Origin of the sequence: Sphingomonas sp. LC-1 (assembly GCF_025371035.1) — a bacterium.
Classification (GTDB): Bacteria; Pseudomonadota; Alphaproteobacteria; order Sphingomonadales; family Sphingomonadaceae; genus Sphingomonas; species Sphingomonas sanguinis_E.
In genome coordinates this window covers 449,655-476,267 of record NZ_JANZXB010000001.1, presented here as the reverse complement: position 1 = coordinate 476,267, position 26,613 = coordinate 449,655, and the positions used below count along the sequence as shown (strand labels likewise).

27 protein-coding genes are annotated in these 26,613 nt (G+C 65.5%); 25 read left to right on the top strand and 2 right to left on the bottom strand.

Translation table 11 applies throughout. The features are described from left to right. Nucleotides 1–179 precede the first annotated feature (179 nt). The 21 genes from ndhC (at nt 180) to NZL82_RS02150 (ending at nt 19,839) form a co-directional block, all read left to right on the top strand. Entirely contained in the window at nt 180–554 is a 375-nt protein-coding gene (ndhC, locus tag NZL82_RS02250) for an NADH-quinone oxidoreductase subunit A (RefSeq protein ID WP_261268144.1), read from the top strand. Further along, on the top strand, nt 545–1,129 hold the full coding sequence (locus NZL82_RS02245; protein WP_373461756.1) for an NADH-quinone oxidoreductase subunit B family protein: 585 nt from the start codon (nt 545–547) through the stop codon (nt 1,127–1,129). Before ndhC ends, NZL82_RS02245 begins: the two co-directional genes overlap by 10 nt. Then, on the top strand, nt 1,126–1,962 hold the full coding sequence (locus NZL82_RS02240; RefSeq protein WP_261268143.1) for an NADH-quinone oxidoreductase subunit C: 837 nt from the start codon (nt 1,126–1,128) through the stop codon (nt 1,960–1,962). The genes NZL82_RS02245 and NZL82_RS02240 overlap by 4 nt, the downstream gene beginning before the upstream one ends. Then, nucleotides 1,959–3,194, top strand: coding sequence for an NADH-quinone oxidoreductase subunit D (locus NZL82_RS02235; RefSeq protein ID WP_261268142.1), 1,236 nt, complete (start codon nt 1,959–1,961; stop codon nt 3,192–3,194). Before NZL82_RS02240 ends, NZL82_RS02235 begins: the two co-directional genes overlap by 4 nt. An 11-nt stretch (nt 3,195–3,205) precedes the next feature. Next, entirely contained in the window at nt 3,206–3,541 is a 336-nt protein-coding gene (locus NZL82_RS02230) for a nuclear transport factor 2 family protein (RefSeq protein WP_261268234.1), read from the top strand. Further along, the gene (locus NZL82_RS02225; protein WP_261268141.1) at nt 3,541–4,215 is read left to right on the top strand and encodes an NAD(P)H-dependent oxidoreductase subunit E; all 675 of its coding nucleotides are present in this window, start codon (nt 3,541–3,543) and stop codon (nt 4,213–4,215) included. Before NZL82_RS02230 ends, NZL82_RS02225 begins: the two co-directional genes overlap by 1 nt. Next, nucleotides 4,215–5,525, top strand: coding sequence for an NADH-quinone oxidoreductase subunit NuoF (nuoF, locus tag NZL82_RS02220; protein ID WP_007404054.1), 1,311 nt, complete (start codon nt 4,215–4,217; stop codon nt 5,523–5,525). Before NZL82_RS02225 ends, nuoF begins: the two co-directional genes overlap by 1 nt. Beyond that, nucleotides 5,525–7,543 (top strand): NADH-quinone oxidoreductase subunit NuoG, encoded by a 2,019-nt coding sequence (gene nuoG, locus NZL82_RS02215; RefSeq protein ID WP_261268140.1) that lies wholly within the window; start codon nt 5,525–5,527, stop codon nt 7,541–7,543. Before nuoF ends, nuoG begins: the two co-directional genes overlap by 1 nt. Beyond that, on the top strand, nt 7,540–8,595 hold the full coding sequence (nuoH, locus tag NZL82_RS02210) for an NADH-quinone oxidoreductase subunit NuoH (protein ID WP_261268139.1): 1,056 nt from the start codon (nt 7,540–7,542) through the stop codon (nt 8,593–8,595). Before nuoG ends, nuoH begins: the two co-directional genes overlap by 4 nt. Next, complete coding sequence (gene nuoI, locus NZL82_RS02205; RefSeq protein ID WP_042483186.1) at nt 8,592–9,077, top strand: NADH-quinone oxidoreductase subunit NuoI; 486 nt, start codon at nt 8,592–8,594, stop codon at nt 9,075–9,077. The genes nuoH and nuoI overlap by 4 nt, the downstream gene beginning before the upstream one ends. A 49-nt stretch (nt 9,078–9,126) precedes the next feature. Beyond that, nucleotides 9,127–9,738, top strand: coding sequence for an NADH-quinone oxidoreductase subunit J (locus NZL82_RS02200; RefSeq protein WP_007404217.1), 612 nt, complete (start codon nt 9,127–9,129; stop codon nt 9,736–9,738). Next, complete coding sequence (gene nuoK / locus NZL82_RS02195) at nt 9,735–10,043, top strand: NADH-quinone oxidoreductase subunit NuoK (RefSeq protein WP_007404079.1); 309 nt, start codon at nt 9,735–9,737, stop codon at nt 10,041–10,043. The genes NZL82_RS02200 and nuoK overlap by 4 nt, the downstream gene beginning before the upstream one ends. A gap of 5 nt (nt 10,044–10,048) precedes the next feature. Next, nucleotides 10,049–12,136 carry an NADH-quinone oxidoreductase subunit L gene (gene nuoL, locus NZL82_RS02190; RefSeq protein WP_405051332.1) on the top strand — a complete coding sequence of 696 codons (2,088 nt, stop codon included), beginning with the start codon at nt 10,049–10,051 and terminating at the stop codon, nt 12,134–12,136. 7 nt (nt 12,137–12,143) lie between these two features. After that, the gene (locus NZL82_RS02185) at nt 12,144–13,694 is read left to right on the top strand and encodes an NADH-quinone oxidoreductase subunit M (RefSeq protein ID WP_261268138.1); all 1,551 of its coding nucleotides are present in this window, start codon (nt 12,144–12,146) and stop codon (nt 13,692–13,694) included. Further along, nucleotides 13,694–15,157 (top strand): NADH-quinone oxidoreductase subunit NuoN, encoded by a 1,464-nt coding sequence (gene nuoN / locus NZL82_RS02180; protein WP_261268137.1) that lies wholly within the window; start codon nt 13,694–13,696, stop codon nt 15,155–15,157. The genes NZL82_RS02185 and nuoN overlap by 1 nt, the downstream gene beginning before the upstream one ends. Nucleotides 15,158–15,162: 5 nt before the next feature. After that, entirely contained in the window at nt 15,163–15,867 is a 705-nt protein-coding gene (locus NZL82_RS02175) for a biotin--[acetyl-CoA-carboxylase] ligase (protein ID WP_261268136.1), read from the top strand. Between the two features lie 9 nt (nt 15,868–15,876). Further along, nucleotides 15,877–16,656: a type III pantothenate kinase gene (locus tag NZL82_RS02170; protein WP_261268135.1), complete on the top strand. Its 780-nt coding sequence runs from the start codon at nt 15,877–15,879 to the stop codon at nt 16,654–16,656. A 140-nt stretch (nt 16,657–16,796) separates the two neighbouring features. Next, nucleotides 16,797–18,431 (top strand): ribonuclease J, encoded by a 1,635-nt coding sequence (locus NZL82_RS02165; RefSeq protein ID WP_261268134.1) that lies wholly within the window; start codon nt 16,797–16,799, stop codon nt 18,429–18,431. Between the two features lie 3 nt (nt 18,432–18,434). Next, nucleotides 18,435–18,707 (top strand): DUF1467 family protein, encoded by a 273-nt coding sequence (locus tag NZL82_RS02160; RefSeq protein ID WP_261268133.1) that lies wholly within the window; start codon nt 18,435–18,437, stop codon nt 18,705–18,707. Between the two features lie 4 nt (nt 18,708–18,711). Beyond that, a complete protein-coding gene (locus tag NZL82_RS02155) occupies nt 18,712–19,437 on the top strand; it encodes a YafY family protein (RefSeq protein ID WP_261268132.1) in 726 nt (241 codons plus the stop codon). A 33-nt stretch (nt 19,438–19,470) separates the two neighbouring features. Then, on the top strand, nt 19,471–19,839 hold the full coding sequence (locus NZL82_RS02150) for a VOC family protein (protein WP_261268131.1): 369 nt from the start codon (nt 19,471–19,473) through the stop codon (nt 19,837–19,839). Between the two features lie 97 nt (nt 19,840–19,936). Here NZL82_RS02150 and NZL82_RS02145 read toward each other — a convergent pair whose 3' ends face one another. Then, a complete protein-coding gene (locus NZL82_RS02145) occupies nt 19,937–22,240 on the bottom strand; it encodes a hypothetical protein (RefSeq protein WP_261268130.1) in 2,304 nt (767 codons plus the stop codon). Nucleotides 22,241–22,342: 102 nt separating this feature from the next. Here NZL82_RS02145 and NZL82_RS02140 point away from each other — a divergent pair, with 102 nt between their 5' ends. The 4 genes from NZL82_RS02140 to NZL82_RS02125 all read left to right on the top strand — a co-directional run bounded on the left by NZL82_RS02140 (nt 22,343) and on the right by NZL82_RS02125 (nt 26,356). Beyond that, entirely contained in the window at nt 22,343–22,636 is a 294-nt protein-coding gene (locus NZL82_RS02140) for an Hpt domain-containing protein (protein WP_261268129.1), read from the top strand. 134 nt (nt 22,637–22,770) lie between these two features. Next, nucleotides 22,771–23,889: a hypothetical protein gene (locus tag NZL82_RS02135; protein WP_261268128.1), complete on the top strand. Its 1,119-nt coding sequence runs from the start codon at nt 22,771–22,773 to the stop codon at nt 23,887–23,889. A 35-nt stretch (nt 23,890–23,924) separates the two neighbouring features. Continuing rightward, complete coding sequence (locus tag NZL82_RS02130; protein ID WP_261268127.1) at nt 23,925–24,995, top strand: DUF2336 domain-containing protein; 1,071 nt, start codon at nt 23,925–23,927, stop codon at nt 24,993–24,995. Then, complete coding sequence (locus NZL82_RS02125) at nt 24,992–26,356, top strand: sensor histidine kinase KdpD (RefSeq protein WP_261268126.1); 1,365 nt, start codon at nt 24,992–24,994, stop codon at nt 26,354–26,356. Before NZL82_RS02130 ends, NZL82_RS02125 begins: the two co-directional genes overlap by 4 nt. Before the next feature lie 45 nt (nt 26,357–26,401). On the opposite strand, the gene NZL82_RS02120 is transcribed toward NZL82_RS02125, so the two are convergent. Beyond that, entirely contained in the window at nt 26,402–26,611 is a 210-nt protein-coding gene (locus NZL82_RS02120) for a hypothetical protein (RefSeq protein ID WP_261268125.1), read from the bottom strand. Nucleotides 26,612–26,613 lie beyond the last annotated feature (2 nt).

The window sequence follows — 26,613 nt, the reverse complement described above, 5'->3', positions numbered from 1 at the left end:
TAAGCGCAATCGCTTGCAGCTATTGCGCTTAAACCTCTCAATTCCCATGTAAAAATCTGTCGAATGGGGTGAATGGCACCGTTAAGTTGCGATTCATTCTCATGCCTCCGCTGGCTTGCTCCGGCCGGTTCATCGGCCTAAAGCCATCCGCATCCAGTTCCGCATCTGCGAGAGAAAACTTGGTCGATCTGTCGCAATATCTGCCGATCCTCCTGTTCCTGGGCGTTGCCCTGGCACTGTCGACGGCCTTTGTGTTTCTGCCGATGCTCGTGGCGCGCCTCACCGGTGCGCATAAGCCCAACGAGCAGAAGCTGTCCGAATATGAATGCGGCTTCCCCGCGTTCGAAGACCCGCGCAGCCAGTTCGACGTGCGTTTCTACCTCGTCGCGATCCTGTTCATCATCTTCGATCTGGAAGCGGCGTTTCTGTACCCCTGGGCGGTGAGCGTCTTCAGCCTCGGCTGGACCGCCTGGTTTTCGATGATGATCTTCATCGGCGAGCTCTCGCTGGGTCTCGTCTATGCGTGGAAGAAGGGAGCGTTGGATTGGGAGTAAATCTTCACTCCGGTCCGGTTGAGTTCAAGCCGCAGGCCCATGGCGGAGTCGTCCATGATGGCCAGGCCGTCATTCAGCCCGATCAGGGCTTTTTCGACGGGCTGAACGGCGAACTGACCGACAAGGGCTTCCTCGTCACCTCGACCGAGGAGCTTTTCCAATGGGCGCGCACCGGCTCGCTCTGGTGGATGACCTTCGGTCTGGCATGCTGCGCGGTGGAGATGATCCACGTCAACATGCCGCGTTACGACATGGAGCGCTTCGGTGCCGCGCCGCGTGCGTCTCCGCGCCAGTCGGACGTGATGATCGTCGCGGGTACGCTGTGCAACAAGATGGCCCCGGCGCTGCGTCGTGTGTACGACCAGATGTCGAACCCGAAATATGTCATCTCGATGGGAAGCTGCGCCAATGGCGGCGGCTATTACCATTACAGCTATTCGGTGGTGCGCGGCTGTGACCGGATCGTGCCCGTGGACATCTATGTCCCCGGCTGCCCGCCGACCGCCGAAGCGCTGCTGTACGGCGTGATGCAGTTGCAGCGGAAGATCCGCCGCGCCGGGAGCATCGAACGGTGAGGGCGCCTGCTCCCCGTTTCGCCTCGAACGATGGCGTGATCGATGCGGCCCGCTCTGCTCTCGGGCCATGGTTGCTCGATGCGCGCGATCATGTCGGCGAAGTCGCGCTGGTCGTGGACCGTGCGAACCTCGTTTCGGCGATGACCGCGCTTCGCGACACCAAGGGGCTGGAATATCAGCAGCTCATGGAGATTGCGGGCGTCGACTATCCGGAACGCGACGAGCGTTTCGAGGTGGTCTATTGCCTGTTGTCGCTGACCCGCAATCACCGCCTGCACGTCCATGTCTCGACCGACGAGGACAAGCCAGTGCCGTCGGTGACGGGCCTGTGGCCGGTCGCGGGCTGGCTGGAGCGTGAGGTCTATGACCTGTACGGCGTGCTGTTCTCGGGCAATAGCGACCTGCGTCGCATCCTGACCGATTACGGCTTCCGCGGCCATCCGCTGCGCAAGGACTTCCCGCTGACCGGCTATACCGAGCTGCGTTACTCGGAAGAGGAAAAGCGCGTCGTCTATGAGCCGGTGAAGCTGGCCCAGGACTTCCGCAATTTCGACTTCCAGAGCCCGTGGGAAGGCGCCGAATACGTCCTGCCGGGCGACGAGAAGGGCGCCCAGCCGCAGGGCAAGGGCGCGCAGACCCCGGCGAGTGCGGATGCGGTGAAGAAGGCCGATGCTGCGCCGGACAAGACCGCCGCCGCGAACGCGCCCGAAACCAAGACCACCGAAAGCCCCAAGCAGACGGGCGCGGGTCAGCCGCATCCGGGCAACAAGGCCGAGGACAAGCCCCAGGATCCGGACGTCGTTCCGAGCAAGGGCGGAGGACAGAACCAGTGAGCGACTATGTCGACGAACTGCTCCACAAGACCGATGCGGTCGACCCGACCACGGGCGACGTGTCGATCCAGAACTATACGATCAACTTCGGCCCGCAGCATCCGGCGGCGCACGGCGTGCTTCGCCTCGTCATGGAGCTGGACGGCGAGATCGTCGAACGGGTCGATCCGCATGTCGGCCTGCTGCATCGCGGCACCGAGAAGCTGATCGAGTACAAGACCTATTCGCAGGCGCTGCCCTATTTCGACCGCCTCGATTACTGCTCGCCCATGTGCATGGAGCACAGCTATGTGCTCGCGGTCGAGAAGCTGCTCGACCTCGAAGTGCCGCTGCGCGCGCAATATCTGCGGACGTTCTTTGCCGAGCTGACGCGTATTTCGAACCACATGCTCAATCTGGGCAGCCATGTGATGGACGTCGGCGCGATGACGCCGAACCTGTGGATGTTCGAGATCCGCGAAGACTGCATGAACTTCTATGAGCGGGCCTCGGGCGCGCGCATGCATGCAAATTACTTCCGCGTCGGCGGCGTCCACCAGGACGTGCCGCTCAAGCTGCTGACCGATATCGCCGACTGGCTCGATACGCGTCTGCCGCAGCTGTTCGAGGATGCGATCGGCTTGGTCGCCAACAACCGCATCTTCAAGCAGCGCAACGTCGACATCGCGGTGGTGAACCGCGAAGACGCGATCAAGTGGGGCTTCTCCGGCCCGATGATCCGTGGCTCGGGCATTCCGTGGGACCTGCGCAAGTCGCAGCCCTATGACGCCTATGACAAGGTGGACTTCGACGTGCCGGTGGGTACCAGCGGCGACTGCTATGACCGGTTCATGGTGCGCGTCGAGGAAGTGCGCCAGTCGGCCCGGATCATGAAGCAGTGCCTGGCGCAGATGCCCGAGGGTCCGGTGCTTGCCACCGACCGGAAGGTCACGCCGCCCAAGCGCGGTGAGATGAAGCGCTCGATGGAAGCGCTGATCCACCACTTCAAGCTCTATACCGAAGGGTATCACGTCCCCGCCGGTGAGGTGTATGTCGCGACCGAAAGCCCCAAGGGGGAGTTCGGCGTGTATCTCGTCTCCGACGGATCGAACAAACCCTATCGCTGCAAGATCCGGCCGACCGCGTTCAGCCATCTCCAGGCCATGGAGTTCATGTCCAAGGGGCATATGCTGGCCGACACGACCGCGATCCTGGGCGCGATGGACATCGTGTTCGGGGAGTGCGACCGTTGAGCGCGATCGACATGCCTGCGCGCATCGCGATCGCCCGCCAGATGGTCGCGCATTACAATGCGCAGGACGCCGACGCCTATGTCGCGCTGATGACCGAAGATGCCTGCGAAGCGGGCTATCGCGGTGCCGTCCTGCGCGACGGTCGCGAGGGCGTGCGTTCGGGGCTGAAGGCGATGTTCGCGCAGTTCCCGCAGAACCGCGCCGAGATCGTCGCCGGCCAGGCGTTCGGCGAGACCGTGCTGCTGCATGAAAAGGTCGAACGCGCGCCAGGTGGCGAGGCGTTTGAGGTCATGTCCATCTATTCCTTCGAGAACGACAAGGTGTCGCGCGTGGAGTTCATTCGCTAATGGCCGACGCAGCCATCATTCCCGACGAGGCCGAAGTCCGCGCCCGCTGGGGCAATTTCGCCTGGACGGACGAGAACCAGAAGAAGGCGAACGAGATCCTCGCGCGCTATCCCAAGGGCCGCGAACAGTCCTGCTCGATCCCGTTCCTCGATCTGGCGCAGCGCCAGGTGGGCGCGGAGACGCATACCCAGGGCTGGCTGCCCGTGCCGGTGATCGAGTTCGTCGCGCGCCAACTGGGTGTCGCCTATATGCGGATCTATGAGGTCGCGACCTTCTACACGATGTTCAACCTGGCGCCGGTCGGCCGCTATCATGTGCAGGTGTGCGGCACGACGCCGTGCATGCTGCGCGGGTCGGACGACGTGCTGGCGGCGTGCAAGAACAAGGGGCTGATCAAGGGCAAGACCACGCCCGACGGCCTGTTCACGCTGACCGAGGTCGAGTGCATGGGCAATTGCGCCTCCGCGCCGATGGTCCAGATCAATGACGACAATTTCGAGGATCTGGATTACGACCGCACGGTCTCGATCCTGGAAGCGCTGGCACGCGGCGAGAGCCCCAAGACCGGCACGCAGGAGCCAGGTCGCCACACGGTCGAGCCGATCGGCGGTCCGACCACGCTGACCGCCATGGTCGGCGACAATCACGACTATCGCGGGGAGTGGGGCGCATAATGCTCGCTGACAAGGACCGCATTTTCACCAATCTCTACGGCTATCAGCCGTGGAACGTCGACGCGGCGATGAAGCGCGGCGATTGGGACAATACCAAGGCGCTGCTCGAGCTGGGCCAGGACAAGATCATCGACGTCATCAAGGCCTCGGGTCTGCGCGGGCGCGGCGGTGCGGGCTTCCCGACCGGCATGAAGTGGAGCTTCATGCCCAAGGAACCGCGTCCCGACCGGCCGAGCTTCCTGGTCATCAACGCCGACGAGTCCGAGCCGGGTTCGTGCAAGGACCGCGAAATCATCCGCCACGATCCGCACAAGCTGATCGAGGGCGCGCTGGTCGCGGGCTTCGCGATGCGCGCGCGGGCGGCCTATATCTATATCCGCGGCGAATATATCCGCGAGGCCGAGACGCTGTTTGCGGCGGTCGCCGAAGCCTATGACCGGGGCTTCCTTGGCAAGAATGCCTGTGGCTCGGGTTACGACTTCGACGTCTTCGTTCATCGTGGTGCGGGCGCGTACATCTGCGGCGAAGAGACCGCGATGATCGAAAGCCTGGAAGGCAAGAAGGGCCAGCCGCGCCTGAAGCCGCCTTTCCCGGCCGGTGCGGGCCTTTATGGCTGCCCGACGACGGTCAACAATGTCGAGTCGATCGCGGTCGCGCCGACGATCCTGCGCCGCGGCGCCGAGTGGTTCTCCTCTTTCGGACGTGAGAACAACAAGGGCACGAAGCTCTTCCAGATCTCCGGCCATGTCGATCGTCCCTGCGTGGTCGAGGAAAGCATGTCGATCAGCTTCCGCGAGCTGATCGAGCGCCATTGCGGCGGCATTCGCGGCGGCTGGGACAATCTGCTCGCGGTGATCCCGGGTGGTTCGTCGGTGCCGCTGGTGCCCGCCGCCGAGATCATGGACGCGCCGATGGACTTCGACGGCCTGAAGGCGGTCGGATCGGGTCTCGGCACGGCGGCCGTCATCGTCATGGACAAGTCGACCGACATCGTCCGCGCGATCAGCCGCCTGTCCTATTTCTACAAGCATGAGAGCTGCGGCCAGTGCACCCCGTGCCGTGAAGGCACCGGCTGGATGTGGCGCGTGATGGAGCGGATGCGCACCGGCGATGCCGATGTGTCCGAGATCGACACGCTGTTCCAGGTGACGAAGCAGGTCGAAGGCCATACCATCTGCGCGCTGGGCGACGCGGCGGCCTGGCCGATCCAGGGCCTGATCCGCCACTTCCGCCCGGAGATGGAACGCCGGATCCGCGAACGCAAAGGCGAGACGGGCGGCAACGCCCCGATGATGGAAGCTGCCGAATAATGCCTAAGGTCAAAGTCGACGGCGTCGAGATCGAGGTGCCCCAGGGCGCCACCGTGCTGCAGGCCTGCGAGCTTGCGGGCAAGGAAATCCCGCGCTTCTGCTATCATGAGCGGCTGTCCATCGCGGGCAATTGCCGCATGTGCCTGGTCGAGGTGAAGCCCGGGCCCCCCAAGCCGCAGGCGTCGTGTGCGCTTCCGGCAGCGGAAAATCAGGAAATCTTCACCACCACCCCGATGGTGAAGGCCGCGCGCGAAGGCGTGATGGAATTCCTGCTGATCAACCATCCGCTGGACTGCCCGATCTGCGATCAGGGCGGCGAGTGCGACCTGCAGGACCAGTCCATGGCCTATGGCAAGGGCCATAGCCGCTATGACGAGAACAAGCGGGCCGTCACCGAGAAGTACATGGGTCCGATCGTCAAGACGGTCATGACCCGCTGCATCCAGTGCACCCGCTGCGTCCGCTTCGCCGAAGAGGTCGCGGGCGTGGAGGAAATCGGCGCGATCTATCGCGGCGAGAACATGCAGATCACTTCGTATCTCGAACAGGCCGTGTCGAGCGAGCTGTCAGGCAATGTCGTCGACCTGTGCCCGGTGGGCGCGCTGACGTCCAAGCCCTATGCGTTCGAGGCGCGTCCGTGGGAGCTGAAGAAGACGCTCGCCATCGACGTGATGGACGCGGTCGGCACCAATATCCGCCTCGACAGCCGGGGCCGTCAGGTGCTGCGCTGCGTGCCGCGCATCAATGACGAGGTGAACGAGGAGTGGGCGAGCGACAAGACGCGTCACGCGATCGACGGCCTGGTCCGTCGTCGTCTCGACCGTCCGTTCATCCGCCGCGACGGCAAGCTGGTGCCCGCCACCTGGGACGAGGCCTTCGCCGCGATCCGTGACGTGAATGCCGGTTCCAGCGTCGCCGCGATCGCCGGCGATCAGGTCGATTGCGAGACGATGTTCGCCGCCAAGGCGTTGCTGGCCAAGATGGGTTCGAGCCTGCTCGAAGGCCGTCAGACCGGCATGGATTACGACACGTCGAGCCTGGCCGCGGTGAACTTCAACACGACCATCGCGGGCGTCGAGCGCGCCGATGCGATCCTGCTGATCGGCACCAACCTGCGCTGGGAAGCGCCGCTGGTGAACACCCGTATCCGCAAGGCGATCAAGAAGGGCGCCAAGGTCTTCGCGATCGGCCCCGAAACCGACCTGACCTACAAGGTTGAGTGGCTGGGCGCCAACCTGTCGGTGCTGGGCAACCTGCCCGAGGCGGTGACCGAGCTGTTCGGCAAGGCCGCGCGTCCGATGGTCATCCTCGGTGGCGGTGCGATCAAGGGCGCGCATGGCGCGAGCCTGAAGCTGGTCGACCAGTTCAATCTGGTGCGCACGCTGGAAGACGGTTCGGCCTGGAACGGCTATAACGTCATTCATATGGCGGCCGCGCGCATGGGCGGGCTGATGCTCGGCTATGCGCAGAAGGGCGGCATCGCCGACGTCGTCGCGGCCGCGCCGAAGCTCGCCTTCTTCCTGGGCGCCGACGAGGTGGATTTCGCCAAGTTCGGCAGCAGCTTCAAGGTGTTCGTCGGCCATCATGGCGACAAGGGTGCGCATCACGCCGATGTCATCCTGCCGGGCGCGACCTATGCCGAGAAGTCGGGCACCTGGGTCAACCTCGAGGGCCGGGTGCAGCGCGGCGAGCGGGCGGTGTTCGCACCGGGCGACGCGCGCGACGACTGGACGATCTTCCGCGCGCTGTCCGAGGTTCTGGGCCAGACCCTGAAGTTCGACACGCTGGACGAACTCCGCGCCGCCATGGCCGCCGAGGTTCCTGCGCTGGGCCGGGTCGGCCTCGTGACCTTCGACTGGGCCGCGCCGTCGCTGAACGCGACCGCGTCGGGCACGATCGAGGGCTATCCGATCAAGGACTTCTACCTCACCAACGCGATCTGCCGCGCCAGCCCGACGATGCAGCGCTGCTCGGCCGAACTGGTCCATGGTGAGAGCTATGCGGAGGCAGCGGAGTGACCGCGTTTTTCAACACGACGCTCGGCCTTCCTTATGGCTGGGCATGGACGGTCGCGACTTTGGTCGGGATCCTGGCGATCGCGCTGCCGCTGATGCTGGCGGTCGCGATGGTCATCTATGTCGACCGCAAGATCTGGGCGGCGATGGCGCTGCGCCGTGGGCCGAACGTGGTCGGCCCCTTCGGTCTGCTCCAGTCCTTCGCCGACGGTCTGAAGGTCTTCCTTCAGGAAACCATCGTTCCGGCCGCCGCCAATCGCGGGCTGTTCCTGCTGGCGCCGATCATCACCTTCACGGTCGCGCTGATCGTCTGGGCGGTGGTGCCGTTCCAGCCGGGCGTGGTCGTCGCCAACATCAATGTCGGCCTGCTCTACGTTCTCGCCGCCTCGTCGCTGGGCGTGTATGGCGTGATCCTGTCGGGCTGGGCATCGAACTCGAAATATCCCTTCTACTCGGCGCTTCGTGCGGCCGCCCAGATGGTGTCCTATGAAGTCGCGATCGGCTTCATCCTGATTTCGGTCGTGATGTGGTCGGGCAGCTTTAACCTGACGGACATCGTCGAGGCGCAGAAGAGCGTGTTGGGGATTCCGGTCAACGGCTTCTTCCTCAACCCGCTGCTCTTCCCGATGGCGGTGATGTTCTTCATCTCGGCGCTGGCCGAGACGCAGCGCGCGCCGTTCGATCTGACCGAAGCGGAGTCGGAACTCGTCGCGGGTTACCAGACCGAGTATAGCTCGATGTCGTTCGCGCTGTTCTGGCTGGGTGAGTATGCCAACGTCATCCTGATGTGCGCGCTGAACGCGATCCTGTTCTGGGGTGGCTATCTGCCGCCGCTCGACTGGGCGCCGCTTTATGCCGTGCCGGGGATCGTCTGGCTGCTCTTGAAGATGTGCTTCTTCTTCTTCGTCTTTTCATGGGTGAAGGCGACCGTACCGCGCTATCGGTACGACCAGCTGATGCGGCTGGGCTGGAAGGTGTTCCTGCCGGTATCGCTGTTCTGGGTATTCTTGGTGTCTGGCGTGCTGATGTATGCGCGCGTGGGAGTTCCGGCATGAGCGTCGCTCAGTACGTCAAGGCTTTTACGCTGTGGGAGTTCGTGAAGGGGCATGCGCTGACCCTTCGCTACTTCTTCAAGCCGAAGGCGACGATCAACTATCCGTTCGAGAAGAACCCCATCTCTCCGCGCTTCCGGGGCGAGCACGCGCTGCGTCGCTACCCCAATGGCGAGGAGCGGTGCATCGCGTGCAAGCTGTGCGAGGCGATCTGCCCTGCCCAGGCGATCACGATCGAGGCGGAACCCCGCGACGACGGCAGCCGCCGCACGACGCGCTACGACATCGACATGACCAAGTGCATCTATTGCGGGCTGTGCCAGGAGGCTTGCCCCGTGGACGCCATTGTCGAGGGTCCGAACTTCGAATTTTCGACCGAGACCCGCGAAGAGCTGATCTACGACAAGTCGAAGTTGCTCGATAACGGTGACCGCTGGGAAAGCGCGATCGCGGCGAACCTTGCCGCCGATGCGCCGTACCGTTAAAGCCCGCGACCAACGGTTCGGGGCGGACAGAAAAGGGGCCTGACAGGCAGTGATACAGGCTATCGCCTTCTATATTTTCGCGACCGTGGTGATCGTGTCCGCAGGGCTCACGATCGCGTCGCGCAATCCGGTGCACTCGGTCATGTGGCTGATCCTGGCGTTCTTCAACGCCGCGGGCCTCATGGTGCTGTGCGGGGCCGAGTTCATCGCGATGCTGCTCGTCATCGTCTATGTGGGCGCGGTCGCGGTGTTGTTCCTCTTCGTCGTCATGATGCTCGATATCGAGGTCGCGGCGATGCGGGCGGGCTTTGCGCGCTATCTGCCGCTGGGCCTGGCACTCGCCGTTGCCCTGCTGGCCGAGGTCATCATCGCCTTCCAGGCGTGGAGCGTCGGCGGCGTGCAGCTGGCGGCCCGTGCGGCCCCGATCGCGCCCGAGGTGTCCAACATCCAGGCGATCGGCAACCTGCTATACACGCGCTATCTTTTCATCTTCGAGGGAGCAGGGCTCGTCCTGCTCGTCGCGATGATCGGTGCGATCGTGCTCACGCATCGCAAGCGTGGCGGCGTCCGTCCGCAGAACATCGCCAAGCAGAATGCGCGTCAGCCGCATGAGGCGATCCGCAACATCAATCAGCCCATCGGGCAGGGGGTGGAACTGTGACGATCGGTCTCGTCCATTATCTGGTCGTTGCAGCGATCCTGTTCACCATGGGGGTGCTGGGTATCTTCCTCAATCGGAAGAACCTGATCGTCATCCTCATGGCGATCGAGCTCATCCTGCTCGCCGTGAACCTGAACCTCGTCGCCTTCTCGGCCGCGCTTCAGGATCTGGTGGGTCAGGTCTTCGCCATGTTCGTGCTGACCGTGGCCGCCGGTGAATCGGCGATCGGTCTGGCGATCCTGGTCATCTATTTCCGTGGCCGCGGCACCATCGCGGTCGACGACGTCAACCGGATGAAGGGGTAATCGGGTTGATCCTCGCTATCGTCTTCCTGCCGTTGCTGGCCGCCGCCATTGCGGGGTTCGGCAACAAGGCCATCGGGAACGTGCCCGCCAAGGTCGTCACGACCGGCGCGCTGTTCATTTCCTGTGCGCTGTCCTGGCCGATCTTCATCGGCTATCTGTCGGGCGCCAATGTGGCGACCGTGACGCCGGTGCTCCACTGGATCACCAGCGGCACCATGTCGGTCGACTGGGCGCTGCGCGTCGACTCGCTGACCGCGATCATGCTGGTGGTCATCACCAGCGTCTCGGCGCTCGTCCACCTCTATAGCTGGGGCTATATGAGCGAGGAGCCGGATCAGCCGCGCTTCTTCGCCTATCTCTGCCTCTTCACCTTCGCGATGCTGATGCTCGTGACGGCGGACAATCTGGTCCAGATGTTCTTCGGCTGGGAAGGCGTGGGTCTCGCGTCCTACCTGCTGATCGGCTTCTGGTTCCGCAAGCCCTCGGCCAATGCGGCCGCAATCAAGGCGTTCGTCGTCAACCGCGTCGGCGACCTGGGCTTCATGCTCGGCATCTTCGGCACGTTCCTGGTGTTCGGGACCGTCTCGATCCCGGCGATCCTGGCGGCGGCCCCCGGCATGGCGGGCTCGACCATCGGCTTCCTGGGCTATCGTTTCGATACGATGACGGTGCTCTGCCTGCTGCTGTTCGTCGGCGCGATGGGCAAGTCGGCGCAGCTCGGCCTCCACACCTGGCTGCCGGACGCGATGGAAGGTCCGACCCCGGTGTCGGCGCTGATCCACGCGGCGACCATGGTCACCGCGGGCGTGTTCATGGTGTGCCGCCTGTCGCCGATGTTCGAAACGTCGCCGACCGCATTGGCTGTCATCACCGTGATTGGCGCCTGCACCTGCTTCTTTGCCGCCACCGTCGGCACGGTGCAGACCGACATCAAGCGCGTCATCGCCTATTCGACCTGTTCGCAGCTCGGTTATATGTTCTTCGCGGCCGGCGTCGGCGCCTATGGCGCGGCGATGTTCCACCTGTTCACCCACGCCTTCTTCAAGGCGCTGCTGTTCCTAGGTGCGGGCTCGGTGATCCATGCGATGCACCACGAGCAGGACATGCGTTACTATGGCGGCCTGCGTCGCCACATCCCGGTCACCTTCTGGGCGATGATGATGGGTACGCTGGCGATCACCGGCGTCGGTATCCCGGCTCTGTTCGGCAATCCGATGGCGTTCGGTTTCGCGGGCTTCCATTCGAAGGACGCGATCATCGAGGTCGCCTATGCGGGTGGTTCGGGCTTCGCCTTCTGGGCGGGCGTGATCGCCGCGCTGCTGACCAGCTTCTATTCGTGGCGCCTGATGTTCCTGACCTTCTGGGGCAAGCCGCGCTGGGTCGCGTCGGAGCATATCCAGCACGCGCTGCACGACGCGCACGGGCATGGCGATCATGGGCTTACCCATGATCCGCACCCTGCGAACGAGGATGCCGGCGACGAGCCGCACGTCCATGGTCCGTCGCAGGAGGAACTGCCCGAGGGCACCGGTGGCTATCATCCGCATGAGAGCCCGCTGGTCATGCTGATCCCGCTGATCGTGCTGTCGATCGGCGCGATTGCGGCGGGCTTCGTCTTCCACGGCTGGTTCATCGAGCCGGAGTCGGGCGAGAGCTATTGGAAGGGCGCGATCGCCTTCAACGAGCACCTCATGCACTCGATGCACGGCGTGCCGGTGTGGGTGAAGCTGTCGGCGACGGTGGTGATGCTGCTCGGTCTGCTGACCGCGTATCTGACCTATATCCGTGCGCCGGAATTCCCGGCCAAGTTCGCGGACCAGTTCCGCATCCTGTACCGCTTCCTCCTCAACAAATGGTATTTCGACGAGATCTACCATTTCCTCTTCGTGCGCCCCGCCTTCGCGATCGGCCGGTTCCTTTGGCACCGTGGTGACGAGAAGACGATCGACCGCTTCGGCCCCAACGGCGTTGCCTGGCTTATCCAGCAAGGCAGCAAGGGTGCGGCGCGCTTCCAGACGGGATACCTCTACAGCTATGCCTTCGTCATGTTGATCGGCCTGACCGCGGCCGTCACCTGGGCCATTTTGGGTTGATCGCGTGATGCAGGGCTTCCCGATCCTCTCCGTCATGCTGGCGGTCCCGGCTATTGCCGCGATCGCCTGCCTCTTCCTCAAGGCGCAAGGCGCGCGCATGCTGGCGCTCGCCGCCACGCTGATCGACTTCGTGCTGGGCATCGTGCTCTGGACGCAGTTCGATGTGGGCGGCGCGCAGTGGCAGTTCGTCGAACATGCCCCCGGCATCTTCGGCCCGTTCGGCTGGTCGCTCGGCATCGACGGCTTCGCGCTGCTGCTGATCATGCTCAGCGTGTTCCTGATGCCGATCTGCATCGGCGCGAGCTGGCGCGCGATCGACAAGCGCGTTCCCGAATATATGGGGCTGTTCCTGTTCACCGAGGTGCTGATGATCGGCACCTTCGCGGCGCAGGACCTGTTCCTCTTCTACGTCTTCTTCGAAGCCGGCCTGATCCCGATGTATCTGATCATCGGTATCTGGGGCGGGGCGAACCGCATCTACGCGTCGTACAAGTTCTTCCTGTACACGCTGCTCGGCTCGCTGCTGATGTTCGTCGCGATGCTTTATATGGCGCGCACGGCGGGCACGACCTCGATCCCGGCGCTGCTGGCCTATGACTTCCCGGCCTCGGTGCAGACCTGGCTGTGGGTCGCCTTCTTCGCCTCGTTCGCGGTCAAGATGCCGATGTGGCCGGTCCACACCTGGCTTCCCGACGCGCACGTCCAGGCGCCGACGGCGGGTTCGGTCATCCTGGCGGGCGTCCTGCTGAAGCTGGGCGGCTATGGCTTCCTGCGCTTCCTGCTGCCGATGTTCCCGGAGGCGAGCGGACAGCTGACCTGGCTGATCTTCGCGCTGTCGGCGGTGGCGGTGATCTATGCCTCGCTGGTCGCGCTGGTGCAGTCCGACATGAAGAAGCTGATCGCCTACTCGTCGGTCGCGCACATGGCGATCGTGACCATCGGTCTCTATGCCTTCAACCAGCAGGGCATCGAAGGCGCGATGATCATGATGCTCAGCCACGGCCTGGTGTCGGGCGCGCTGTTCCTATGCGTCGGCGTCATCTATGACCGGCTGCACACCCGTGAGATCGCGCGCTATGGCGGGCTGTCGATCAACATGCCGAAATATGCCGTGTTCTTCCTGTTCTTCACCATGGCGTCGATCGGTCTGCCGGGCACCAGCGGCTTCGTCGCCGAATTCCTGTCGCTGATGGGCACCTATCAGGTGTCGACCTGGACCGCGCTGCTCTGCACCACCGGCATCATCCTGGGTGCGGCGTATATGCTCTATCTCTACCGGCGGATCGCTTATGGCGAGGTCAAGTCGGACGAGGTTGCGGCGATGCCCGACATGTCGGCACGCGAGCTCTGGCTGCTGGCCCCGATCGCGGCGGTGACTTTGTGGATGGGTGTCTATCCGGAAAGCTTCCTGGCGCCGATGCGCAAGGACGTGACGATCCTGCTCCAGCGGATCGACCGCGCGAACCCCGGTTCGGACAGCCGTCCCACTGCCGGTAACCCGGCACTGGCCACCACCCATGCCCCTGAGCACCAAGCTGCGCACGGGGAGGCGCACTGATGAGCTATTCGTTGAACCTCTTGATGGTCCTGCCCGAGCTGGTGCTGACCCTCGGCGCGATCGCGCTGATGCTCGTCGCCGCCTGGGGCGGAACCGCCTCGACGCGCGGAATCTCCATTGCGGCGGTGTTCGTGCTGGCGGGGGCGATGGTCGCGCTCGCCGGTCCGGCGACCACGGGCGGGCTGGCCTTTGGCGGCCTGTACCGCGCGGATGCCTTTGCCGGTTTCGCCAAGGTCCTGATCTATCTGGCGACCGCAGTTGCGATCATCATGGCGCCGCGCTTCTTCGCCCGCTCGCCGGGCGAGGATCTGCGTCCCGAATATCCAATCCTGATGCTGCTCTCCTCAGTCGGCATGGGCATGATGGTGTCGGCGGGCGATCTGTTGACCCTCTATGTCGGTCTCGAGCTGCAGAGCCTGTCGGCCTATGTGCTGGCGAGCTTCATGCGTCGCGATGGCCGCTCGGCCGAAGCGGGTCTGAAATATTTCGTGCTGGGCGCGCTGGCGTCGGGCATCCTGCTCTACGGCATTTCGCTGGTCTATGGCTTCACCGGCTCGACCGACTTCGCCCAGATCGCGGGTGCCTATGGCCGTGACGCGGCGATGGGCACGCGCTCGCTGGGCCTGATGTTCGGCCTGGTGTTCGTGTTCGCAGGGCTCGCGTTCAAGATGTCGGCGGTGCCGTTCCACATGTGGACCCCGGACGTCTATGAGGGCGCGCCGACCCCGGTGACCGCCTTCTTCGCTTCGGCCCCCAAGGTTGCGGCGATGGCGCTGGCGATCCGCGTCGCGGTCGAGGCCATGGGCTCGGCGGTGCAGCAGTGGCAGCAGATCGTGACCTTCGCCGCACTGGCGTCGATCATCCTCGGCGCCGTGGCGGCGATCGGGCAGACCAACATCAAGCGGCTGCTGGCCTATTCGTCGATCAACAATGTCGGCTTCGCGCTGATCGGTCTGGCGGCCGGCACGGCGCAGGGCGTCGCGGCGGTGCTGACCTATCTGACCATCTACGTCATCATGACGCTGGGTGCGTTCCTCATCGTCATCCGCATGCGTGACGAGCAGGGCAATCCGATGGAGTCGATCGCCAGCCTGTCGGGCCTGTCCCGCACGCGTCCGGCGCTCGCCTGGGCGATGGCCTTTTTCATGTTCTCGGTCGCGGGCATCCCGCCGCTGCTTGGCTTCTATGCCAAGTTCGCGGTGTTCAACGCGGCGGTCGCGGCGGGGCTTTTCCCGCTGGCGGTGATCGGTGTCGTTGCGTCGGTGATCGGTGCCTATTATTATCTCCGCATCGTCAAGACGATGTTCTTCGACGAGCCCGTCGGGGCCTGGGACAATAGCGATGCGCAGCCGGTCGAGAACGGCCTTATCGCGCTGTCGGCGCTGTTCGTCTCGCCGGTCGGCTATCTGGCGATCCCGCTTCTGGGTGCCTGGTCGCTGGCGGCCGCTCGGGCGCTGTTCTGAGCCGATTGCTGCACCTCCCGGAAACGGGATCGACCAATGCCGATCTTCGCCAGCTCGCGGATGCGGGCGGCGAAGACGGTCTCTGGCTCCGGGCCGACCGCCAGACGGCGGGGCGCGGACGCCAGGGGCGGGATTGGTCCTCGCCCTCCGGCAATTTTTACGGATCGACCCTGGTGCGTTTGCATCCGGGCGATCCGATGCCCGCCACGCTGGCGCTGGTCGCCGCCGTGGCGATCGAGGAGGCGGTCCGCGCCTGCCTGCCCGAAATGGGGGGGCGGCTCTGTCTGAAATGGCCCAATGACCTGCTGATCGACGGCGCCAAGCTGTCGGGCATACTTCTGGAGCGTAGCGGCGATGCGGTCGTCATCGGCATGGGGATCAACCTGGCGTCGGCCCCGGACCTACCCGACCGCGCCACGGCCGCGCTCCGCGATCATGGCGTCGATGTCCCGCCCGCGACGATGCAGGCGTTGCTCGCCGAGGCGATGACGCGTTGGGTCGCGATCTGGCGCGCGTCCGGCTTGTCCGCGGTCATCGCGCGTTGGGAGGAAAGGGCGCATCCCCGTGGTGCCGCGTTGACCGCTCGACTGCCCGATGGTCGGGTGCTGAACGGCGTGTTCGAGGGGCTGGCGGGCGATGGCGCGCTCCGGCTCGGCTTGGCGGATGGCGCCACCCATGTCATCCATGCCGGTGATATTTTCCTGCTTTGAAGGATCCCCATGCTGCTTGCGATCGATGCCGGGAACACGAACGTGGTCTTCGCGCTGCTCGAAGGGCGGACGATCAAGGGCCGCTGGCGGATCGCGACCGACCCGCGCCGTACGGGTGACGAATATGCCGTATGGATCAGCCAGTTGCTGGCACTGGAAGGCTATGCGCGCGAGGATGTGACCGGCGTCATCATCGCCACCGTGGTGCCACGCGCGCTCCACAATCTGGAAGTGTTGGCGCAGAAATATTTCAAGGTCGATCCCCTGATCGCGGGGCGTGGCGCCGCCGAATGGGGTATCGCGATCGACGTCAACGAACCGGCCTCGTTGGGGGCGGACAGGGCGGTGAATACGATCGCCGCGCATGCTCTTTATCCCGGCGACCTGATCACCATCGATTTCGGCACCGCGACGACCTTCGATGTCAGCGATTATCAGGGCGCGTATAAGGGCGGGATCATCGCACCCGGCATCAACCTGTCGCTCGACGCGCTGGTCACCGCCGCCGCCAAGCTGCCCCGCATCGCAATCGAAGCGCCGCAAAGCCGCAACGTCGTCGGCCGCAACACGGTCGACCAGATGCATATCGGCATCTTCTGGGGCTATATCGCCATGATCGAAGGGCTGGTCGCGCGGTTGAAGGCGCAGGTCGGTCGCCCGGTCAAGGTGCTGGCGACCGGCGGTTTGGCGGCACTGCTCAGCCCGCATACGGATGTATTCGATCACATCGAGCCCGATCTGACCATTCAGGGGCTGGCGATCCTGTGGGATCGGGCCCATATTCAATGAACGAGTTTCGGTGATGGATAGCCCGCGAACGACCGCAGGGCGTCCCGATCCGCGAAAACAGATGACCGCGCCCTGACCGGCGCACCCCTATCGCCCCGGACCCGCTTTCAGCGGGATGGGCGTCCATTGTCAGGAAGTGAATGACTCCCAAGAAAGAATTGCTGTTCTGCGCGCTCGGTGGATCGGGCGAAATCGGCATGAACGTGAACCTGTACGGCACCGAAGGTAAGTGGGTGATGGTCGATTGCGGCATCACCTTCGCCGATCCGGCCTATCCCGGCATCGACGTGATCCTGCCCGATCTGAGCTTCATCGAGGATCGGCTGGACGATCTGGTCGGCATCGTGCTGACCCATGGTCACGAAGACCATATCGGCGCGCTGCCCTATCTCGCCGAGGATCTGGGCGTGCCGATCTATGCCACGGCTTTCACCGCCGGGCTTGTCCGCGGCAAGCTGGAGGAGGAGGGCAGCGCCAATCGCGTCAAGTTGCGCGTCATGGAGACGGGCAAGGCGTTCGAGGTCGGCCCGTTCGACTTCACCTTCGTGCCGCTGTCGCACTCGATTCCCGAGGCGAATGCACTGCTGATCGAGACGGCGGTGGGCCGCGTCTTCCACACCGGCGACTGGAAGCTCGACCAGACGCCGGTGATCGGCAAGCCCGCCAGCCCCGCGCAATTGTCGTCGATCGGTGACCGGGGCGTGGACATTCTGGTCTGCGATTCGACCAACGCCTTCAACACGGAAGCCTCTGGTTCGGAAGCCAGCGTGCGTCCCGGCATCGCCGAGACGGTCGCTAAGGCCAAGGGCCGGGTGGTCGTCACCACCTTTGCCTCCAACGCCGCGCGTCTGGTGACACTGGGGGAGGTGGCCAAGGAGACGGGGCGCAAGCTGTGTGTCACCGGGCGTTCGCTCGACCGGATTTTGAAGGTCGGCAAGGCTTGCGGTTACTTCAAGGGCTTCCCGGAGACGGTCGATCCCGAAACCGCGATGCGCCTGCCGAAGGACCGCGTCCTGATCGTCGCAACCGGCGGTCAGGGCGAGCCGCGCGCGGCGCTGTCGCGCATCGCCGAGGGCAGCCATACGATCCGGCTCGACACCGGCGATACGGTGATCTTCTCGGCGCGGCAGATTCCGGGCAACGAGACGGCGGTCGGCCGCATCCAGAACATCCTGGCGGGCAAGGGCGTCCGCATGGTCACCGAGCGTCAGGCGCATGTCCATGTCTCGGGCCATCCCGGCCAGCCCGAACTGGCGCAGATGTACAAGTGGCTGCGTCCCCGCACCTTGATGCCGGTGCATGGCGAGATGCGGCACATGATGGAGCATGCCCGCTTCGCCACCACGCAGGGCGTTCCCGCGACCCTGGTCCAGTCGGACGGCGATATGGTCCGACTGCTGCCGGGCAATGCGACCAAGATCGGCAATGTTCCGGTCGGCCGGCTTGTGCTCGACGGCGACGTGATCCTGCCCTCGGACGGATCGACGATGAACGAGCGGCGCAAGCTGGCGATCAATGGCCAGATTTCGGTCGGCGTCGCGGTCGCGAAAGGCCGGCTGGTCGGCAGCCCGCAAATCCGCGTTCAGGGTGTGCCGGTCGAGGATGAGCGCGACGCGTTCATTGCGGAGGCGGTCGCCGCCGCGGCCAAGGCGGTGGACGGCCCGCGCCGCGCCACGGACAAGCTGCGCGAGGATATCCGCCTGTCGGTGCGCAAGGTGGCGACGCGCTGGACCGGCAAGAAGCCGATCGTCGATGTCCTGTTGATCGAGGGGTAAGCCATGCACTGGACGTCGGCCCTTGCGATCTACGTCCTGTTCTGGTTCCTCGCCGTGTTCCTGGTCCTGCCCTTCGGGGTGAGGACCAGCCATGAGGCAGGGGCGACGCATGTTCCCGGCACCGCCGAAAGCGCGCCCCATGTCTTTCAGCCCGGCCGTTTCATCTGGCGCACGACGATCGTCGCGACGCTGATGTTCGCGACCTTTTATCTCAACTACGTCAATGGCTGGATCACCGCCGACATGCTCGACTGGAGCGGGGTGACCAAGGCCTAGCGCTATGGCTCGCGCTTCGCGTCTGTTCGATCTGCTTCATCTGCTCCACCGCCAGAGCCGGGCGGTCAGCGGACGGCATCTGGCCGAGCAACTCGGCATTTCGCTGCGCACCTTGTACCGCGACATCGCGACGCTTCAGGCGATGGGCGCGGACATCGAAGGAGAGGCGGGGCTGGGCTATCGCCTGCGGCCCGGGTTCATGCTTCCGTCGATGAGCTTCCCGATCGAGGAGGTCGAGGCGCTGGTCCTCGGCGCGCGCTGGGTGGCCGAGCGTGCGGACCCCGCGATGGGGCAGGCCGCGCGCAGTGCCGCCGCCCGGATCATGCGGGCCATGACCCCTGAACAGGCCGAGGCGATGCGCTCGACCGCGCTTTATATAGGAATGCGCTCCGAGGCCTATGGTGCGGAAATCGACCCCGCACCGCTGCGCGGCGCGATCCGGGCGGAACGGCGTTTGTCGCTGGTCTATCGCGATGCAGAGGGACTGGCGTCGGAGCGGATCATCTGGCCCTTTGCCATTGCCTTGTTCGACCGGGCGGATGTGCTGCTGGGCTGGTGCGAATTGCGGGGCGATTACCGGACGTTCCGCATCGACCGCATCGTCACCGCACGCGTCTTGCCCGAGCGTTATCCGCGTCGTCGCGTGGCGCTTCTCCGCGAATGGCGCGAGGCAAACGGCATTCCACCGGAACGTTTCCTGCTGACAGAAACTGACGCAGCAGACGGTTAGGCAAGGCTCCTTGATTACCAAGGAGCCTTTGACATGACCTGTCCCGAAACCACCATTTTGTTGCACGTTGCCGATCCGGCCGCCAGCGCCGCTTTCTATCGCCGCATGTTGGGCAGCGAGCCGGTGGACGCCAGCGATGCCTTCGCGCTGTTTGCCCTGTCGCCTGGAAATGCCCTGGGCTTATGGTGTCGCGACGTGATCGATCCGCCGGCGACCGGGGTGACCGGAAGCATCGAGATAGGCTTCAAGCAAAGCCTGGACGGGGTCGATGCCTGTCATGCCGATTGGGCGGCGCGAGGTATCGAAATTCTGATGCCGCCGACCGACCGGCCTTTCGGGCGCAGTTTCGTCGCGCTTGATCCCGATGGACATCGGTTGCGGGTCTATGCCCTGAACGGGTGAGCATCTGGCGTGGCCCCCTGCCGTCGCTCAGGCGGAACGGGGCAGGGGGCGTCGCATGGCGTCATGCACTACGGGGCCCCTTCAAAGGCCGAAGGGCCTATCGCAACCGTTCGATCGCTTGGGCAAGCGCGACATAGAGCTTGCCCATGTCCGACGACAGCAAGGTCACCCCCAACGGGGACCCATCGCGCTGGGCGAGCACGCCGCGCAGCATCGCCTCGAAATCGTGGATGTAGCGGTTCACATGATCGCGGAACTTCGTATCGTCGTCGTATAGATCGGCAATATCGCGGGCCTGGTGCGAATCCAGGATGCGGACCGCGCGCCGGGTGAAGACACCGCGATCCCCCTTCAGATAGGCGGCCCATGCGCTGTCGGTGACCTCCGGCGCATAGATTTTGGCGATGTCGATCGACGCGGAGTTGAGCGATTCAACCAGAAGCGAGGCGCGGCGCGCGAAATTGTCGCGATCGGCTTCCTCCCGCTCGGTGCGGGCTTCGTCCAGCCGGGTTTCCACGATCGCAGTTTTCTCGGCGATCAGATCGGCCTGTCGCGCCAGTCTTTCGGTCGCGCGGGTCGCGGCTTCGACCGCACTCTGGGTCGCGTCGACGATCGCATGAACCTGTCGCTCGACGGTGTCGCCCGTCGCGCGGCGCATGGCCTCGGCACTGGCATGTTCCAGCGCGCTTGCCGCCTGGGGAATGACTTCCGCCAGCGTCTCGCGCGCGCTTTCGGCCGCGCTCGCGGCAGTTTCGCGGACGCGGAGCAGCGCATCGACCAGCTTCGGCGCCGCCTCGTCGGCGAAACGGTGCGAGCGGTCGATGGTCTCGTCCACCATCATGCCCAGCGCATCCGCCTTGGCCCGCCCGCTCGACAGCGTCTCGATCAGCGAACCGGACAAGGTCTCCAGCGTCTGGCGCTGTTCGGCGATGACATCGGCAATCGCTTCGATCGCCTCATGCGTGCTTTCGGCTGCGGCGACGAGGGCGAGCAATTCGGGCTTGGTTTCGACCACCACCTCATGGCTGGCGTGCATGCGTTGGTCGAGCCGACCAAGTGCTTCGGGCAGCGTCTCGTCGATTTCGCGCGCCGCGGCATCGAGCGCGATCAACAGCGATTCGGTGGTTCCGATGACGCGATGCGCCACCTGCTCGCCAACCTCCAACGCGCCGGTCATCGCATCCGCCGATCCGCCCAGCGCGCTGATCGACGCGGCAAGCATCTGCGACTTCTCGGTCCCCTGCGCATGGAGCACCGCGATCCGCGTCTCGACCCGTTCCAATTCCTCGTCGAGCGAGCGGACCACCGCCTCGCCCGCGACCCGCTGCGCCTCCAGTTCGCCGGTCAGGCGGGCGACGGCGGCATCGACGGTGACGATCCGTTCGGCCAGCGCATCGGCGCTGTCGCGCGCAGCGCTGTCCAGCGCAGCCTGATTGGCGCCGACCATGGCCAGCATCGCCTCGCCCTGCGCGGCCAGCCCCTGACGCGACTGGTCGATCGCCTCGGCGGTTCGGTCGAGCAGCGCGTCAACGGTCGTCGCGACGCTGGCGCTGACCTTTTCGAGATGCTGGCTGGCGTTGCGGCTGGTCGCTTCCATCTGCTCGATATGGGTCGCCAGCCGCATCGCGGCGCCGGTGGCGATGGTGTCGGCATCCTGTCCGCGCCGCCCGAGCGCCACCAGTTGCGCGTCGAGCGCCGCGACATGCGTCTCGGCCGCGCGGACGATGTCGGCCATCCGGTCGCTCGCCTCGCTGACATCCTCCGCCGCCTGGGGAAGCGCGCCCAGCAATTGGGTCAGCCCCGCCTGGCTGGTTGCCGCGACATCGGCCAGCGTTCGGCCATGCGCCTCAACCATCTGGATGTCGTCCGACAGATCTCGGGAGATGGTGGAGAAATGATTTTGCGCCAATTCCATCAGGTCGGACAGGCTCTGGGCCTGCGCAGACAGTTCGGCCCGATTCCCCTCCAGCGCGCGCCCGATCGCGGCGACCGCGCGTTCGAGCGCCACCGCCTCCGCCCGCATCTCATGCGCGGTGAGCGCGAAACGCCGCTGCTCGGCTCGGCTATTGCGCTGTACGACCAGCCACAGGACTGCGATCGCCATGGGGCCCGCCAGCCCCAGCGTCACCAGCGGAGGCAGGGTCGCCAGCGACAGTTCGGCCGACCGCGACATGCCCCAGGCCGCCACCGCCCCGGCCCAGCCGATCGCGCATGCCAGCGCCAGCATCATCGGCCAGCGGGGGGCGGGTTCCTCCGCCACGGGGTCTGGCGCGGCGCTCTCGTCCAGCCAGGGGCTGCCGGTGAAAGCGGCCATGGGCGGCGCGGTATCGTCGGCCATATCCGACGCCGTTTCCAGCCCGTCCGACCTGTCCTGACGCTCCGCGCGCAAATCCACGATCATCCAAGCCCCCGTGTCACAATGGGTCGGTTTATCACGTTTGCCCGCCGCAGGAAGCGATTTGCGCTATTCCGTGGCAAGGACCATCCGGTTTATGAGGGGGCAATGACCTATGAACATGGAACGATCGACTCCGCTCTGGCGGCCGTTGCCGGTGACGAGCCCGCCGTCATCCAGGATCTTCGGCGCGCCTTTGTCGAGGGCGTGACCCGTGCGCTGGAGGTCATGCACGCGGCAGGAAATGGTCAGGAATGGCGCGAAGCGGCCTTGCGGCTGAAGGGGCTGGCGGCCAGCGTCAACGCCCTGCCGCTGATGACCCTGGCGGCGCAGGCGGCGGAACGCGATGGCCGGGACGCCGCATTGCTCGACCAGATCGGCCAACAGGTCGCCCGCCTCTGAAGGGCTTAGGAGCGAACCCCGCACGGTCGGGGCTGGCAAGGACCGCTCCAAGCGCCTAACAGCGGGCGATGCTGTCCGGTCTTCTTTTTGCGATTGACGACGCTGACGACCGCCCCGGGCGGTTGACGGCCACCTTGCCGTTCGCTGGCGTCACGCTGATCGAATATCAGGCCCGGCTGCTGATCGCGGCGGGGGCGGCGCAGATCATCATCGTGGTGGCGCGGCTGACCCCCGAATTGCTGGGCGCGATCGCGCGGATCGCGCAGCGCGGCGTGGTGGTCGATACCGTGCGCAGCGCGGTCGAGGCCGCCGAAAAGCTCCATCCCCTGTCGCGGCTGGTCGTGCTTGCCGATGGCCTGATCACCACCGAGGACATGATCGCACTGGTGTTGCGCGATACCGGCCATGACGCGCTGGTCGTCGTGCCGGAGGCGGGGGCCGAAGCGGGATTGGAGCGGGTCGGCGGGCAGATGGCATGGGCGGGCGTGGCACGGGTGGATCCGCGCCGCGTGGCCGAGGTCGCCGCGCTGCCCCGTGACTATGATCTCCAATCGACACTGCTGCGGCTGGCCGCGCAGGCGCATGCGACGCACATCCTGCTGCCCGGCGATGCGCAAAAGGCGGGGCATGGCATCGTCCACCGCGCCGAGGCGCTGGATGCACAGGGACGCGCCGTGGTCGCCCGGCTGGTATCCGGGCGGCGGAGCTGGTTCGATCGCTATATCCTCGCGCCGATCGCGCGGCTGAGCCTGCCGCGCCTGGTCGAGCGGGGCGTGTCCGCGCAGGTCGCAGGCGGGGTCGGAGCGGGACTGGGCCTGTTGGGGCTGATGCTGATCGGGTTCGGTCTGCCCGCGTTCGGGTTGTTGGTGACGATTGCCGGGACATTGGGGTTGGGGCTGGGGGAGACGCTGGCGGGGCTTCGTGACGAGCAGGGGGCGGTACGCGCGCATTCGGCGGGTATCGCCGGTCTCGCCGCGCTCGCCATCGCGACATTGGGGTGGCAGCATTACCGGCTCTTCGCCGACGATCTCGCGCCGATGTTCGCGATCATGCTGATCGTCCTTGCCATATTGGCCGAACGCGCGGCGCTGTATCGCTTTCGGCGGCGCTGGTGGGCCAGCCCGCCGGCCTATCTCTTGGTCGTCCTGCCGGCGACCATGCTGGGTATGACGCTGGGTGGACTCGCACTGGCGAGCGTCTATGCGATCGTCACTTTGGCGTCCGCAATCGAGACATTGCGCGCGCAAGTTTAGTGTCGCTTTAACATCAAAGGCATTAGCGATGCTGGATGGCGGTCGCACAGGACCCATTTGATGCCCCCGATTGGCAGCACGCTCGGCTATCCGAGCGCGTTGCAGCGGCGCGTGCGCGGGCGGCGGCACGGTGCCAGGGGGCGGTGGCGGACCTGCGGCTGGATGACGACGCGCGGTTGACCGATCAAATCCGGTTCGAAGTCGGGGCGCGTCTGCAGGCGCTTGTCGAGACGACCGTGTCCGATCTTCTGCATCAGGCCGAGCGTTTGCGCGCGGATGGGGAGGAAATGGCCGATCCCCCCGGTCCGGCCGAGGCGATCCGGCGGCTCCGCCGGGCGGGGCTGTTCTTCGATTCGGATCTGGTCGCCGAACTGGTGGCGCAGCTTCGGTTGCAGCTATTGGCTCAGGCGCTGCCGATCGAGACGATGGTGGGCGACGCGCCCAGCCTGCTGGTGCGCCTGACCGAGGCGCCCGACCGGATCGTCGCATCCTCGGCGCGCGCGGTCCTCGCCGCCGAGGGGCGGGCCCGCATGGTGGAGGCGGATGGCGAGGCGATTGCGCTGCCGATCGCGCTTCGCCGTCATCTGGTCTGGCTGGTCGCCGCCGCGTTGCGCCAGGGGGATGATGCTGGCCTGGACCAGGCGCTTGCCCTGGCGGCGGAGCGGGTCCTGGCGGCCCATGGCGAGGCGGACAGCCCCGGCGCGGCGGTGTTGCGACTGGCCGAGGCGATCGACGCGCGGCCCGCCGAACTGCCCGATCTGCTGCTCGAAAGCCTGTCCGATCGACAGCCGGGACTGTTTATCGCGCTGCTCGCTCATGCATGTGGCATCGACCATGACGAACTGCGCGACGTCGTGCTGGAGCCGGAGGGCGATCGGCTGTGGCTGGTGCTGCGGTCGCTTGATCTAGGGCGGCCGACGGTCGCGCGCATCGGTCTGGCTTTGGCAGAGGCGGATGGGCGGCGCGATGTCGATGCCTTTGCGGACGCGCTGGATGCGATCATGGCGATCCCTGCGGAAGCGGCGCGGAGGGCGATTGCCTCGCTGAGCCTTCCCCGCGCCTTTCGGGGGGCGATCGCGCGGCTGGACCAAGGCGCCTGGCGATGACCTCCATCAACAGCCCGGGCGAATCGATGGTGGCGCGCGCCATATTGGATGCGACCGATCACCTGTTGTCGGCCGATCCTCCGATCGAACTGCTCCATATGCGCGCGGGCGGCGGGGCGGATGATCCCATGGCAGTCGCGCCCGTCGCCCGGATCGCGCGACTGGCCCGTCGGCTCGGCATTGCCGTATCGCGGCAGGTTCGGGTGGCCGATGACGAAGGCGATCTCGACCTGTGGGTGCAGGCACGGCCCGAGACGGGGCAAATCCGGCTGAGCGTCAGCGGCTGGCGTGACCGGGCCGCCTGGAAACCCGTCGCCACGCCGCCCGATTATGCCGCGATGGGCGCCGATTTCCGCTGGGAAACCGATGCGGCGCTGCGCCTGACCTTTCTGTCGCGCGAAGCAGGGGCACGGCATGGTTTCGACCCCGACGCGATGCTGGGGCGGCCGCTCAACGCGCTGTTCGCCTTCGATCCGTCCACGGGGGACGGGGGTGTGCTGATGAGCGGGACCGCTCCGCTCGACGGGCGCTGTGCGCGATTGCGGCCGAGCGATATGCCGGTCCGGCTGTCGGCGGCGATCCGGCATGACGGGATGGGCGGGATCGCCGGGCTGACCGGCGCGACTTTCCTGATCGATCAGCCGGGCGAGGATGACGACGCGGCACGGGCGCTGGCCGCGCAGCCACCCTTGACCGAAAGCTTCACCGCCGGTCTGGACCGGGCGTTGCGCACGCCGCTGGCGCGGATCGTGGCCAATGCCGACAGTATCGCGGCGCGGGCCGATGGACCGATCGCGGCCGATTATGCCGAATATGCCGGTGACATCGCCCACGCGGGACGTCATCTGATCGGGTTGGTCGACAATCTGGTCGAGCTGCAGGCGATCGAACAGCCCGATTTTCGCCTGGCCGCCACGCCGATCGATCTCGCCGACGTCGCGCGCCGCGCCGCGGGTCTGCTCGGCGTGCGGGCGGATTCCGCCGGAGTGACGATCCGCCGCCCGGCCATCGCCGAGGGGATGGGCGCGATCGGCGATTTCGGCCGTTCGCTGCAAATCCTCATCAACCTTATCGGCAACGCGCTGCGCTATTCGCCCCATGGGGGAGAGGTGGTGGTCAGCGTGGAACGCGAAGACGATTGGGCGCTGGTTCGCGTCACCGATCGGGGCAAGGGCATCGCCCTGAAGGACCAGCCGCGCATTTTCGAGAAGTTCGAACGGGTCGATCCGTCCGAACCGGGTGGCAACGGCCTGGGCCTATATATCGCGCGGCGGCTGGCGCGCGCCATGGGCGGCGACCTGTCGGTCGAAAGCGAGCCGGGGCAGGGCGCGACCTTCACTTTCCGCCTTCGCGCGCGATAAAAAAAGGGCTCCCGCAGGAGCCCTTTTCCTTTTCTGGCAGATCGATCAGCGCCGCTTGGGCAAGCGCCGCGCGATCAGGATCAGCGCCAATCCCGCGATCGCGACGAAGGCGCCGCGATCGGCCCATTCGCCCTGACCGAGCATGAAGCTCTCCTGCGGCCAGCGGATATAGCCCAGGCCCTGACCGATCCACAAAAGCCCCGTCAGCGCCAGAAGGACGCCGATGGCGATCAGGATCGGCCGGGCCCGGTTCATGG